The 13,062-nt window shown below is 61.3% G+C and carries 10 protein-coding genes; 7 read left to right on the forward strand and 3 right to left on the reverse strand.

Going from position 1 to position 13,062, the window contains the following annotated elements:
- Window positions 1-69 precede the first annotated feature (69 nt).
- Together ACZ5IL_RS10955 and gatB are read left to right on the forward strand one after the other, a co-directional pair.
- The gene (locus tag ACZ5IL_RS10955; protein ID WP_464591345.1) at window positions 70-1,446 is read left to right on the forward strand and encodes a patatin-like phospholipase family protein; all 1,377 of its coding nucleotides are present in this window, start codon (window positions 70-72) and stop codon (window positions 1,444-1,446) included.
- A 65-nt stretch (window positions 1,447-1,511) separates the two neighbouring features.
- Window positions 1,512-2,996 (forward strand): Asp-tRNA(Asn)/Glu-tRNA(Gln) amidotransferase subunit GatB, encoded by a 1,485-nt coding sequence (gene gatB / locus ACZ5IL_RS10960; RefSeq protein ID WP_464591347.1) that lies wholly within the window; start codon window positions 1,512-1,514, stop codon window positions 2,994-2,996.
- Window positions 2,997-4,315: 1,319 nt separating this feature from the next.
- Here the strand turns inward: gatB and ACZ5IL_RS10965 are convergent.
- Window positions 4,316-4,531, reverse strand: coding sequence for a hypothetical protein (locus ACZ5IL_RS10965; RefSeq protein WP_464591349.1), 216 nt, complete (start codon window positions 4,529-4,531; stop codon window positions 4,316-4,318).
- A gap of 110 nt (window positions 4,532-4,641) precedes the next feature.
- Between ACZ5IL_RS10965 and ACZ5IL_RS10970 the strand changes: the two genes are divergently transcribed.
- Window positions 4,642-4,908, forward strand: coding sequence for a hypothetical protein (locus tag ACZ5IL_RS10970; RefSeq protein ID WP_425904883.1), 267 nt, complete (start codon window positions 4,642-4,644; stop codon window positions 4,906-4,908).
- An 844-nt stretch (window positions 4,909-5,752) separates the two neighbouring features.
- Here the strand turns inward: ACZ5IL_RS10970 and ACZ5IL_RS10975 are convergent.
- Window positions 5,753-6,046 carry a hypothetical protein gene (locus ACZ5IL_RS10975; RefSeq protein ID WP_425904881.1) on the reverse strand — a complete coding sequence of 98 codons (294 nt, stop codon included), beginning with the start codon at window positions 6,044-6,046 and terminating at the stop codon, window positions 5,753-5,755.
- A 208-nt stretch (window positions 6,047-6,254) separates the two neighbouring features.
- Between ACZ5IL_RS10975 and ACZ5IL_RS10980 the strand changes: the two genes are divergently transcribed.
- Genes ACZ5IL_RS10980 through ACZ5IL_RS10995 form a run of 4 tightly spaced genes read left to right on the forward strand, consistent with a single transcriptional unit; the run spans window position 6,255 to window position 12,140 of the window.
- Window positions 6,255-7,955 carry a proton-conducting transporter transmembrane domain-containing protein gene (locus ACZ5IL_RS10980; RefSeq protein WP_464591352.1) on the forward strand — a complete coding sequence of 567 codons (1,701 nt, stop codon included), beginning with the start codon at window positions 6,255-6,257 and terminating at the stop codon, window positions 7,953-7,955.
- Between the two features lie 5 nt (window positions 7,956-7,960).
- Window positions 7,961-8,719 carry a hypothetical protein gene (locus ACZ5IL_RS10985; protein ID WP_464591354.1) on the forward strand — a complete coding sequence of 253 codons (759 nt, stop codon included), beginning with the start codon at window positions 7,961-7,963 and terminating at the stop codon, window positions 8,717-8,719.
- Complete coding sequence (locus ACZ5IL_RS10990; RefSeq protein WP_464591356.1) at window positions 8,704-11,817, forward strand: DUF2309 domain-containing protein; 3,114 nt, start codon at window positions 8,704-8,706, stop codon at window positions 11,815-11,817. The genes ACZ5IL_RS10985 and ACZ5IL_RS10990 overlap by 16 nt, the downstream gene beginning before the upstream one ends.
- Window positions 11,814-12,140, forward strand: a complete 327-nt coding sequence (locus ACZ5IL_RS10995; protein WP_079446747.1) for a P-II family nitrogen regulator — start codon at window positions 11,814-11,816, stop codon at window positions 12,138-12,140. Before ACZ5IL_RS10990 ends, ACZ5IL_RS10995 begins: the two co-directional genes overlap by 4 nt.
- Here ACZ5IL_RS10995 and ACZ5IL_RS11000 read toward each other — a convergent pair.
- Window positions 12,081-13,061: a LysR family transcriptional regulator gene (locus ACZ5IL_RS11000; RefSeq protein ID WP_464591359.1), complete on the reverse strand. Its 981-nt coding sequence runs from the start codon at window positions 13,059-13,061 to the stop codon at window positions 12,081-12,083. The genes ACZ5IL_RS10995 and ACZ5IL_RS11000 overlap by 60 nt on opposite strands.
- Window position 13,062 lies beyond the last annotated feature (1 nt).

Consider the following 13,062-nt stretch of genomic DNA (forward strand, 5'->3'; position numbering starts at 1 on the left):
GAGACGGATTGCCATTCGCCGCGCCCCGAACCATAGTCGGCGCGCGATTGGCGGGGCGACTTTAGGACCATGCGTTCAGCATTAGTCATCGGACTGTGTGCGATGCTGCTTGGTTGCGCATCGATCCAGAACGCGCCTGTCAACCAGCCGGGCAGCAGCGCCGATCTCGCGAGCCAACTGCACGAAAACTTCGAAGCACGCACCGCCACCGACGACGATCTGGTCGCGCTGTCGTTTTCAGGCGGCGGTACGCGGGCGGCAGCTTTTTCCTTCGGCGTGCTGGAAGAACTGGCGCAGACGCCAGTGCGCGGCGGCGGCGCATCCATGATCGACCGCATCGATTTCATTTCCGGAGTGTCGGGAGGGTCGGTAACCGCTGCGTATTTCGGATTGCGCAAACGAGCGGCCATAGCTGACTTCCGTGAAAAATTCCTGCTGCGCAATGCCGAGGAGGGGCTTCAAACCAACCTCAACCTTGCCACGCTTAGCAAAGCGTTCGCCGGCGGTATCAACGATTCCAACGGCCTGCCGCGCTGGCTCGATGCCAACCTGTTTCATGGCGCGACCTTCGCCGATTTGCGAAAGACGGTACGCCCGCGGGTGTGGATCAACGCCTCCGACATCTACAATCGCACGCCCTTTGTCTTTGGTGTGACTGCGTTCAGCGCAATGTGCAGCGACCTCGAGTCCTATCCGATGGCAAACGCGGTGGCAGCGTCGGCGGCAGTGCCCGTCGCGTTCGCGCCGGTGGTGATTCAGACCTTTCCGGGTCGATGCAAGGATCCGCTGCCGGCCTGGATCGTGAAAGCGCGCGACAATCGCAACGCGCCGCCGATGTTGAGCGCCTTTGCGAAAGCGATCAGTCGCTATCATGATGGCGAAATTCCCTACATCAAGCTGCTCGACGGCGGTCTGGTCGACAACTACGGCTTGGCCGGTTTCACCATCGCGCTGCTGTCGGCGCGAGCACCCTATGAACCGCTGTCGCCCGAGCAGGCCGTCAAAATCCGGCGCGGACTGTTTGTGGTCGTGGATGCCAAGACCGGCGTTTCAGGCAACTGGATCAATACCATTGAAGGTCCAAGCGGCGCCGATCTGGTCAAGGCGGCGGCGAATACCGCGATCGATGCCAGTGTGGGCGCGGGTTACACCGCCTTCGAGCGCACCATGGGTGATTGGCAGGCGGCGCTGGTCCGTTGGCGCTGTGGTCTGACTGCGGCGGAGCGCGCCCGTTACGGGGCGCGCCCCGGTTGGAACTGTCACGATCTGAAATTTTTCGTTGGCCGCGTCGGCTTCGATCAACTTGATTCCGCGCGCGCTGCTCGCCTCGAGACCGTTCCGACCCGATTCCACTTGCCGCCGCAGCAGGTGGACGAGGTCATCGCGGCAGGCCGGGACGCATTGCGGGCAAGCTCCGCGTTTCGCATGTTTGCCGGAAGCAAGTAAGCGAGCGTGGACATCCCGCGTAAGATGGGGTTTCCCAATCGCGAACCCCGGAGTAAAAGCCGCGCATGAACGCACCTGTCAAACCGTCTAACTTGATCAAAGGCGCAACCGGCGACTGGGAGATGGTGATCGGGCTTGAAGTCCACGCCCAGGTCACTTCCAACGCAAAGTTGTTTTCGGGCGCCTCGACCGCCTTCGGCGGCGACCCCAACAGCCATGTCTCGCTGGTCGATGCGGCGATGCCCGGAATGCTGCCGGTCATCAACGAGGAATGCGTCCGCCAGGCGGTGCGCACCGGGCTTGGGCTGAACGCGCAGATCAACCTGCGCTCGGTGTTCGATCGCAAGAACTATTTCTATCCCGACCTGCCGCAGGGCTATCAGATCAGCCAGTACAAGTCGCCGATCGTCGGTGAGGGTGAAGTCGTGGTCGATCTTGCTGATGGCACGAGCTTTGTGGTCGGGATCGAGCGGCTACATCTCGAACAGGACGCCGGCAAGTCTCTGCACGAGCAGCATGCGGACATGAGCGCGATCGACCTGAACCGCTCCGGCGTAGCGCTGATGGAAATCGTATCCAAGCCTGACATGCGTTCATCCGAACAGGCCAAGGCCTATGTGACGAAACTGCGGACGATCCTGCGCTATCTCGCCACCTGCGACGGTGACATGGAGAAAGGCAGCCTCCGCGCCGACGTCAATGTCTCGGTGCGCCGGCCGGGCGAGCCCTTCGGTACGCGCTGCGAGATCAAAAACGTCAACTCCATCCGCTTCATCGGTCAAGCGATCGAACATGAGGCGCGGCGTCAGATCGGCATTCTCGAGGATGGCGGCAGCATTGATCAGCAAACCCGGCTGTTCGATCCGGATAAGGGCGAGACCCGCGCGATGCGCTCTAAGGAAGAGGCGCACGACTATCGCTATTTTCCAGATCCCGACCTGCTGCCGCTGGAGTTTTCGCAGTCCTTCGTCGATGCGTTGAAGACCGATCTGCCGGAGTTGCCGGACCAGAAGAAGGCAAGGTTCATCGCGGATATCGGCCTGACACCCTATGACGCAGCCGTGCTTGTCAACGAGCATGAGAGCGCCAACTTCTACGAGGCGGTTCTGGCCGGTCTTGCGAACGCGCGACGCGATGGGAAAGTTGCCGCCAACTGGGTGATCAACGAACTGTTCGGACGCCTCAACAAAGAGGGCCTGAGCATCGCGGCATCGCCGGTATCGGCGCCCCAACTCGCTGCGATCATCGACCTGATTGGCGAGGGAACCATCTCCGGCAAGATCGCTAAGGATCTGTTCGAGATCGTTTGGATCGAGGGCGGCGATCCGCGGGTGCTGGTCGAGGCGCGCGGGATGAAGCAGGTCACCGATATGGGTGCGATCGAGAAGGCGGTCGAGGATATCGTCGCTGCCAACCCGGACAAGGTCGCGCAGGTCCGCGCCAAGCCACAGATGATCGGCTGGTTCGTGGGTCAAGTGATGAAAGCGTCCGGCGGCAAGGTCAATCCGCAGGCGGTGAATGATCTGCTCAAGACCAAGCTTGGTCTGTAACCTTCGACCGTAGTTTCTACGCGGCGCGGCTGCATTCCTCGCCCCGACCCATGGTGCGACGGCGCCTGCGTTTGTTTGGCGAAGCGTTGCGGGCCTGGCTGAAGGAGTTGGCCTCGCATGGCGCGGAGTGGCGCTACGTTACGCCTGCCAACCGATGCAGAAGGCTTTGTCAAAAGCTTCAAAGGCCGCTTCGCGCCTAATGGCTCAACGAGCATCTGTTCGTCAGCCCGACAAGGCCCGCCAGTCATCGAGGACTGAAGGAGCGACTACAACACCAACCGCTCGCAAACGTCTTCACGGGCTCGTACCAACTGAGTTCGCAACCTGTCCCAACGAGCCGACAGCGCCCGGAAGAGTAGTGAGAGCAGGATCAATTTTGCGAATCGTATTTCACGATTCGCAAAAGCGATGCGTCATGGCGGGCGCCGAGCGGTGGCTTTCAAGCTTGTCGGTGAAAATATTTTTATTGCCAAAAGTTGCGACTCGGAGTCCGCACCTATATCGATTTCACCTTCGCCCCGACTCGTCACGATGCGTGCTGCGCATCTATCGCTGATTTGTTGAATGCAGAATATCGCTGCGGCGCAGTGGTTTTCTTAAAAATATTGAGAAGCGCCTGCGCAGGGTTTCTTAGCTTGCTGGCGCCTCTCGTCAACGAGTCTCCGCATCATCGCGGTGCGCGCTGCCGTCTTGCCGCTGTAAGGCGTCAACACTTCCTTAAGCGAGACGCTGTTTTTTTCAATATGTTGGTGTATTCGAAGGATGTGCACTTCGATTCCCGAGTGCATGCAGCGACTAAGCCATCTCACTACATCTGGAGGGCAACATGGCCAAGAAAGCGAAGAAGGCGAAAGCGAAAACGAAGAAGGTGAAGAAGACCAAGAGCGCAGTGAAGAAGACTGCGAAGAAGACCCGTAAGGTCGCCAAGAAGAAGAAGTAAGTTCGCTTTGGAATCGCCGGCAGCTTGATGCCGGCGAAGTCGTAGGAGCCGAAGAGAGTTTGTTTCCAAACAGATTTTAATTCGGGCTTTGGCGACGAGAGAGGGTGTCGGCGAGACATCAGGTCAAACGGTCGGATCGTCGTTTCGGAACTCCCCCCGCGACAACCGATCCGAAGGAAGGGCGCGGTGAGTTTCACCGTCGGTCTTCGTCGACGCGGATATCAAGATCCGCGATCACTTGCAGCCTCGGCTGCGGTGAGAGTTGGTCCTGACGTGTTCACCGACGCCCTCGTCCTGCGCTGGCGTGGCTCAGCCCCGGCGCTGCCATTTTCCATCATTTGCAGTTGATCTGTCGCGGGAAGGCGGCGAATCGTGATGCCTACGGCGTCCGGCCTCCTGCTTTAGCGAGCGCGGTTGGATCCGGGCTGTGGCGATGGTTAGCAGTTTGCCAAATGAAACAGTAAATCGAATCCTGTGAAATTACAAAAACCCCTGTCACATAAGGGCTTTTTGATTCGATGCGATTCCTGTCCGCGCCGGCGTTCACGTTCGATTCATCCCAATACTTAAACTGCTCTTCAAATTTAACCTCCATGATCCGTGTGTCTGGACGGCACGCCGGCGAACGGCGGTTGGATCTGGCGGGGCGCCAACAGGTGGATGGGCCGCACTCGAAGCAGGGGTGGCAAAAAAAGGAACAGAGGGATGTTTCAGGGGCAGATCGACTACGAGACGGCGGTGCCAGTAAGCGCTGACGCTATTCAGGATATTCTTTTTGAACAGGGCCTGTATTGGGCGAGCGGTCGGGCCGGCCTGGTCGATCTGGTGGCCGCGCATAAATGGTTCAATCTTGCAGCGGTTAAGGGACATACTGAAGCGGCCGCGATGCGTCGCGAGGTTGCGGCGCTGATGTCCGAGGCCGAGATTGTCATGGCGCAACGCGACGCGCGGGCCTGGATGACGGTGCACTGAGCCGCTTTGACTTTCGCGTCCAATGCGCCGCGGGAGTCTTGCCGCTTGGTATCGCCTTCGGGTTGCTTGCGATTGAATCTGAAATCACGGGCAGCAACGGCACTGGAGCTGTGCCATATGGCCACCGACAACTAAGGTCTCTCGGTTCCGCCTGGCGACGCAGCAAGCGTCTCGAGAAGGGCGCGCACGAAAGGGCTGTGCCAGCATAGCTTCGGCGATGTCGGTGCGGGTTTTGGAATTCCTTCCATCGTTTGTTTCATAGCTGCACGAATGGACTGCGCACCTCCTTTCAAGGGCCTCTGAAGCAGGCGCGCGCGTCGACGTCGGCGAGGGCAAGATTCCTCTCAGGAAGGGAAGGCGGCAAATCCCCGACCGACCCATCAGTGTTATTGATCGAGGCTGCGGCTAGACACCTGCAGAAAACACACGAGGCCCAGTAGAACGAGGCATTCTGTTTGTTCGCCAAGTACGCGCGAGCAACTGGCTTGGACTGTTTCCGTTGCTCGATTGCGAGGGGCTTCGTTTTCAACCGCTCGTTGGCGTGCGCTGCATGTTTGCCAGAGATCGTGCACCAATCAGCGCCAGCCATGAGCGTGAACGGCGTTGCCGCTAATAGGCTAATGAGATGTAAAGCGTGCGATCATTCATCTTTCGCAGCCTCCACATCCTGCGACCTGACGCTGAGGTGATGCGACCCGTCGTCACAGATCGTTGCACGGCACGCGCCACCCGCAGCTCTCCGCTGCCACCGACATCTGCTGCGAAGCGCGGCGGTGAGGACGCCTGGAGGCACTAACCTGACCGAGCAAAGGGCTGGTTTCGAACTCGGGCCGCCGCAGGCCAGCTAATCGTTATCGTCGAGTTCAGCGTCCCAGCCACGCGCCCTTGCACGGGCGATGGCCTCGGCATAAACGCGCTTGTGGCGATCGGCCAACTCCGGTGGCAACGCGCTGGGAACGTTGCCGTATTGATCCCAAAGCTGGTCCACTTTGCTCATCAACGCCTGCATCTGGCCGGCGTCCCAATTCGCGCAGTCTTGTGTTTCGGGAATGAGACCGAACACGCGCGCATCAAGCACGGTTCGCCCGAGCGGGGTCATCCCATGTCTGTCTTGGTCGAGTCCGACGTATTTGGCCATGGACGATTCTCTTGCATGAAAAACGATTCGCCGAGTGCTGGCGGTAAGCGTTGTTATCAGCTCGCCTTAGGGACTGAATAAGAAAATCAAATTTGCTTATTCAGTCTATCCTTTATGATGTTGCGGTCGGCCTGCTTGGCCAGCCGGGGCTGCGGGGCCCCCGAATGCTTCGGCATCGCGCTATCCCGATCGAACAAGGAGTGTTGCCGTGGACCAATGGGTCTCTTGGTGTCTAGTGGTGTTGCCGTTGCTACCGGCACTATCGGCGATCGTCGCCCCGCTAGCCGGAGCCGGTCGGCCGGCACAGGCGGCGCGCATCAGCGTGACGATGACCGCTGTCACCTGCGCTGTCGCGCTGGCGATGCTGGTGGCGGTGCTGAGCGCGTCGGAGAGCGAGGTGGTGCTGGCTCGACTCGGGCCGGCGGCTCTGTTGCTCGACCATCTCGCGGTGGCGATGGCGGTGCTGGTGGCGGCTATCAGCTTGGTGGTGCATGTCTATTCGGTGCGCTACATGGCCGACGAGCCCGGCTACGTGCGGTTTTTTGCCAAGCTTGACCTGATGACGGCCGTGATCCTGCTGATGGTTATCGCCGCCGATCTGGTCACGCTGCTGGTCGCCTGGTTCCTGATTGGGGTGCTGCTGTTCTTTCTGCTCGGCTTCGACACCAGTCGCAAAGCCAGCGGCCGCTATGCGTTGTGGACGTTTCTGACCTATCGCGTGGGCGATCTGCCGCTGGTGGGCGCGGCTTTGCTGTTGTGGCATGGCTATGGAACGGCTCAGTTGCCGGAACTGTTCACACGGATCAGCGCCGATCCGGGCGTGCAACTCGGCGGAATAGCGGTGGTGCCGGTGGCGGCGCTGCTGCTGGCGCTGGCTGCGTTTGCCCGCTCGGCGCAGTTCCTGTTGCATACTTGGCTACCTTACACAATGGACGGTCCCACGCCGGTGTCGGCACTGATGCATGCGGGCATCGTCAACGCCGGGGGATTTTTATTCAACCGCTTCGCTCCGGTGTTTGTTCACGCGCCCAACGTGCTGCACCTTGCCTTCGTCGTCGGGCTGGTGACGGCGCTGATCGGCTCGGCGCTGATGCTCACGCAAAATGACGTCAAGAAATCCTTGGGCTATTCCACCATGGGGCAGATGGGCTTCATGATCATGGAATGCGGGCTGGGCGCATTTTCGCTCGCCGTCTATCACCTCATCGCACATGGATTGTTCAAAGCCACGCTGTTTCTAGGCTCGGGCAATGTCATCAGCGAAAGCCGCCACGAGGATGGCGTGCCGCCCGATGATATCTATAGCTTCGTGGTCGAGCGCCGTCCCCTGCGCGAAGTTAAGAAGGTGCCTTGGCTGTTGGCCGCGCTCGTCACCGTGCTGGTGCCGGCGCTGGTGCTGGGCTTGTCACACGGGGTGGTGGCGGAGGACTTCTTCCATAAGCAAGGCTCGGTGGTGCTGCTGTTCTTCGGCTGGGTCACTGGCGCGCAATTGTTCTTCTCCATTCACAAGCTGCCCAGCGAGAACGCGTGGGGCTTGCTGACCATGATCCTTCTGTCATTTTTCATCGTGGTGGTGGGCTATACACTCATCGCACATGCGTTCGAGGCCTTCCTCTACCCGGATCCGGTGCTGCGCGACGCCATCTATGCCGCGGCGGGTATCAACGACCTCGCTTTCGGCATCCTTGTGCTGTTCTTCACTGCGTTGCTGGTCGGCGCCTGGCTGGTGACATTTTATGCGCAGTCGCTCGAAATTGGGGGGAAACCCGGCACACGGTGGAACGCTATTTACCTCAATCTCTACGCCCTGTTCTCGCGAGAGTTCTATGTGTCCGTCATTTACACCCAACTGTCACGCGGCCTGCTGGCCGCGACCAAGCGGGTGAATATTTGGCTGCGTTGGGTCTGACCGCCATGATCGCTCTGCTCCTTGCCTTGATCCTGCTGCCGCTGTTTCCCCTGAGCATGTTGTTCAACGCCGGGCTCCAGGCGCTACCCGTGTGGTTGCGCGCTCCAGTGCTTTTGGCGTTTCCCATTGCGGGGGTGCTGTTGCTCGACCGGGCGGCCGCGCCACCCGAGCAATACATAACTCCCCTGCAGCTATTGGCAGCGTTCACCGCGCTGCTCTATGCATGGCGGCTGCTTGCGGTGCAGGAGGTGTTCATTTGGGCGCGGCTGCAGGCCACCTCTGCTTGGCCGCTGGTGTGGCTGGCGTGGCTGCACGGTCTGCACGGTAAAGCCCTCATGTTCGTGGCTCTGGCGGTGACAATCCCCGCTGCGCTGCTGATGGTTCTCGGCTCCAGCCTGAGCGAGCGTCTCGGAGGGGCGTATCTCGGACTGCGTGGGCGCATCGGCCCGGCCTTTCCGCGCCTGACCTGCGCCTTGGTGCTGACCTTGCTCGCGGCTCTGGCGGCACCTCCTTTCCCCGGGTTCTTCGCTATGTTTGCGGTGCTGCAGCAGATTCCCGCTGGTCTGGTGGCTGTCGTGCTTGCGGTGTGGTTGCTGTGGAGCTGGGCGGTCGCAATCTTGTGGCAGCATGGCCTGTTCGGGAAAGAATGGCCGCGCCCGGCGGGCGCAGTTGACTTGTCACTCAGCACTGGCCTGTTGCTGATGCTCGCAGCCGTTGCCGCAGTGCTGGGTTCGATCGGAGGGTGGTCATGGTGGATGCATTGAACCTCGGCCGGCGTCTGCGGGTACGCTCGACCGCCTATGTGGCGGGTGAGCCGGTGCCGTTTTTCTGGCCGATGCGTACCTTCATTCACCACAACCCGCTCTACGGCCTCGAGCACATGCCGTTCGAACAGGCGGTGCGCCGCGGTGCGGAGCTGTTCCACGCGCGCATGTTCCTGCCGCGCAGCAACTATCAGCAGTGGCAGCGCGACGGCAAAGTACGGAAGGATACGCTCACCGAGGAAATCGGGCGACGGTTGCAGGACTTGCCTTCGGTGCCGGGCATCGACTGGCCTCGCTGGCTGTACGCGCTGATGCAGTTGCCGCATGACCGCGACGTGGTGGTGCGGGGCGTGCGGGCTAAGGACGTGCACGCTGCGCTGCACGGTCGGCCGTCTTCCGCGGAGGCTGTCGACGTTGCGGCGCTGCTGCCGGATCTTGAGCAGCGCCTGCACGCGCGCACATTGCCCGAGGCGGTCGACGCAATGTGGGGCACCGGCCTGGCCGACGAACTCGACGAACTGGTGATCAAAAACTGCCTGGATTTTTTCGACGAAGACCAGTCTGCCTGGCGTATGCCCGGGCGCGAGCGCGGCCTGTTCGTTGCCTGGAGCGAGCTCACGCGGCGCAATGCGCGTATGTTCCTGCGCGGGCTACACATGCCACGCATTCTCGATCTGGTGCAGGACGCCGAGAGCGCCGTCGTGTACGTCATGGAGGAGATGGGAATCAGCGCCGATACTTGGCCGATCTACTTCACGCGCGTGCTCACCCGGTTGCATGGCTGGACCGGCTTTGTGCGTTGGCGCGCGTCGGCCAAGCACTACTATTGGGCGCAGCAGTACCCCGCCGACATCGTCGATCTTCTGGCAATTCGGCTCGTAATGGGCTTGGCGTTGCTGCAGGAGAGTGCGCGCAGTCGCGGCACGCCGGTCCGGCGTGAGCAGCTCAATAGCGTGTTGCGCGAACGTGGTGCGGAAAGCGTACTGCGCTATGCGCTGCACAGTGGCGAGGTGTTGCCCAATTGGGCGCAGCGCATCGACGACACGCTGTCGCGCGGCAACGGCACCCGCTGCCATGATCTCCTGCAACGCTACTGGCCGTTGTGGCATACTCAACTTGGGCAGGAACAAGCCGCCGCGTTGCGCGAGCTGGCCACCGCGGCGAATGCCACCGCGGCGCTCGATGCGTTGACGCCGGAGGACGTCGCGGGTCTGTTGCAGGGCTTGCGGGAGTTCGCGCAGCAGGAAGGCATGGTGTGGACCCTGGCGATGGAGGCGCAGTCCATCGACCGGCTGCTTACGCAGGTGCAAGCGCCGCAGGACTCGCCGTCCGACAAGGCGCCGTTCGCGCAGGCCTGGTTCTGCATCGACGTGCGCGCCGAGCCTATCCGCCGCCACCTGGAGCGCGTGGGAAATTACAAGACCTTCGGCATCGCCGGATTCTTCGGTGTCCCCGTGGGCTTCCTCGGCTACGGCAAGGGCAGCGAGAGTCACTATTGTCCGGCGGTGATCACGCCCAAGAACCTGGTGCTGGAGCTGCCTGCCGCACTAGATCCCAACAACGAAGATTTCCTCACCACCCTCGGCCATGCGCTGCACGATCTCAAGAAATCGGTGCTCTCGCCTTACGTCACGGTGGAGGCGGTGGGTATGCTGTTCGGGTTGGACCTGTTCGGCAAAACCCTGGCGCCGCTGGCCTACAACCGCTGGCGCAGCCGCATCGATACAGAAAAGCCGGTCACCCGCTTGTTGGTGGACAAGCTCACCCGCGAGCAGGCCGACTCCATCATTCGCACGCTGCAGCGAGCGATGATCGTTAAGGCGCTGCATGAGGAACTGAAAATCGAGCGCGAGCGGGTGGATGACGACATGATCCGCGAACTGCGCGAAATCGCGCTGCGCCACCGCGACGGGCCGACGCGGTTGCGCACGGAGTTCCGCGTGCCTCAGACGCAGGAGGTCGAGTTCATCGACAAGCTGCGCGAGGCATATGGTGTCGATGCCGACTACACCAATCATCAGCTCGAACGGTTGGGGCGCATAGGTTACTCGCTCGACGAGCAGGTCAACTATGTGCACACGGCCCTGACGATGATCGGGCTGACCCATACCTTCGCGCGCTTCGTGCTCGTTGTCGGCCACGGTGGGAAGACCGAGAACAACCCCTACGAGTCGGCGCTGGACTGCGGCGCCTGCGGAGGCGCGAGCGGCCTGGTTAATGCCCGGGTGTTCGCGCAGATGGCCAACAAGGCCGCGGTGCGCGAGCGGCTGGCGGCCATGGGCATCACCATTCCGGAAGACACCTGGTTCATGCCCGCGCTGCACGTCACCACCACGGATGCCATCGAGTTGGCCGACCTCGACCTGCTGCCGCCGCGCCATCTGGTGTATCTGGAGCGCCTGCGCGAAGGCCTGCGCGCGGCCTCGCGCCTGACGGCGGCCGAGCGCATGCCCAAGCTGTTGCCGGAGGCGAAGGCGATCGAGCCGGCGGAAGCCTGGCGCCTGGCGAACCGCTTGGCGGTGGATTGGGCGCAGGTCCGGCCGGAGTGGGGGCTGTCGGGGAACGTATACGGCATCGTCGGCCGGCGCGCGCTCACCGAAAACGCGGATCTAAAGGGCACCGCCTTTCTGTTATCTTACGACTGGCGCTGCGACCCTAAGGGCCGGCTGCTGGAAAATCTGCTCGCTGCCCCGGTGGTGGTGGGCCAGTGGATCAACCTCGAACACTTCTTCTCCACCGTGGACAATGCCCATCTGGGCAGCGGCAGCAAGGTCTACCACAATGTGTCCGGACGCTTCGGCGTGATGACCGGTAACCTGAGCGATCTGCGGACCGGCCTGCCAATGCAGACGGTCATGCGCGAGGGACGTCCTTACCACGAGCCGATGCGCCTGATCGCGCTGATCGAGGCGCCGCTGGACTTTGCCGGCCGTGTGCTCGAACGCGTGGTCAAGGTCAAGAGTCTGGTGCTTGGCGGGTGGATTCGCGCCATCGTCATCGACCCCACTCAGGGTTACAAGCCTTTTGTCTTCAACAATGGCCAGTGGGAAGAGCGTCCGGCTCTGATTGCTCCTGCCGAGAAGGAACACTCCGCATGAACGAGATCAAACTGCATCCGCTGAAAAAGCTTGAAATCATTCTCCAGGGCGAGCACAGGGAATTCGCCACCGACTTGCTCGATCGCGCTGGGGTCAAGGGCTACACCATCATCGGCAATCTGTCCGGGAAGGGTGCCCACGGCATGTACGAAGGGCATTTGATGTTCAATGAAGATGACGTTCTCATCATGATCATCGCCGCCGTGCCGCAAAGTCTGTTCGATCCGCTGCTCGAGGGTTTCCAGCCGTTTTTCGAGGCCCATTCAGGAGTGCTTTTCGTCAGCGACATCCAGGTCGGTCGCCTGGTCAAGTTCATGGCGTGAGCGGAATTGCTGCGGATGCTTGGGCGAGGCCAGCGGCCGCGCTTGCTGGCTGATGAACGCCAGAAAGGACTGCGCCACCGCCGACAGCCGCTTACCCTTGCGATGCACGACGAACCATTGCCGCACGATGGGGAAACTCTCCACATCGAGGGTGACCAGGCGGCGTATCGCCAGCTCCAATTCCAGGGTGTGCAGCGACAGGATGCCCAGCCCCAGTCCAGCTTCGACAGCCTGCTTGATGGCCTCGTTGCTGCTCATCTCCATTACCGAGTGGAATTCCACCCCAAGACGCGAAAAATGACGCTCCGCGGCGTTTCGTGTGCCCGAGCCGGGTTCGCGTGTAATGAACGGCTGGTGACCCAATTCCACCAGCGGAATCTTCCGGCGTCCGGCCAGCGGATGCTCGGGCGAGGCGATGACCATTAGCGGGTTGTCGAGAAATGCGCGCGCGACGAGCTCACCGTCCTCGGGCGGCTGTCCCATGATGGCCAGGTCCTGGTTCGCCGCTGAGAGCGTCTCGAGGATATGCGTCTGGTTGGACACCTGCAGCCGCACCTGCACCCTCGCATGGCAGGCGCAGAAAGCTGCGATGAGCTTTGGCATGAAGTAGTTGGCCGTGCTGGCCACGGTGAGGTCGAGTTCTCCGCGATGGACGCCACGGAACTCCTCCATCGCCGACTCGAGGTCGCGCATCTTGGCGCCGAGGAGCGTGGTATGACGGTGCAACTCGCGACCTGCATCGGTCGGATGGATCTTTTTCCCGACGTGGTCGAACAGCGGTACGCCGATCTGCTCTTCCAGCTGTCGCATCTGCATCGAGACCGCCGGCTGCGTGAGGTGCAGCGCTTCGGCCGCGCGTGTAAAGCTCTGCTGTTGCAACACAGCGTCGAAGATCTGGAGCTGTCTCAGGGTCAGATGCATG

This window comes from Nitrobacter sp. CN101 (assembly GCF_055390255.1).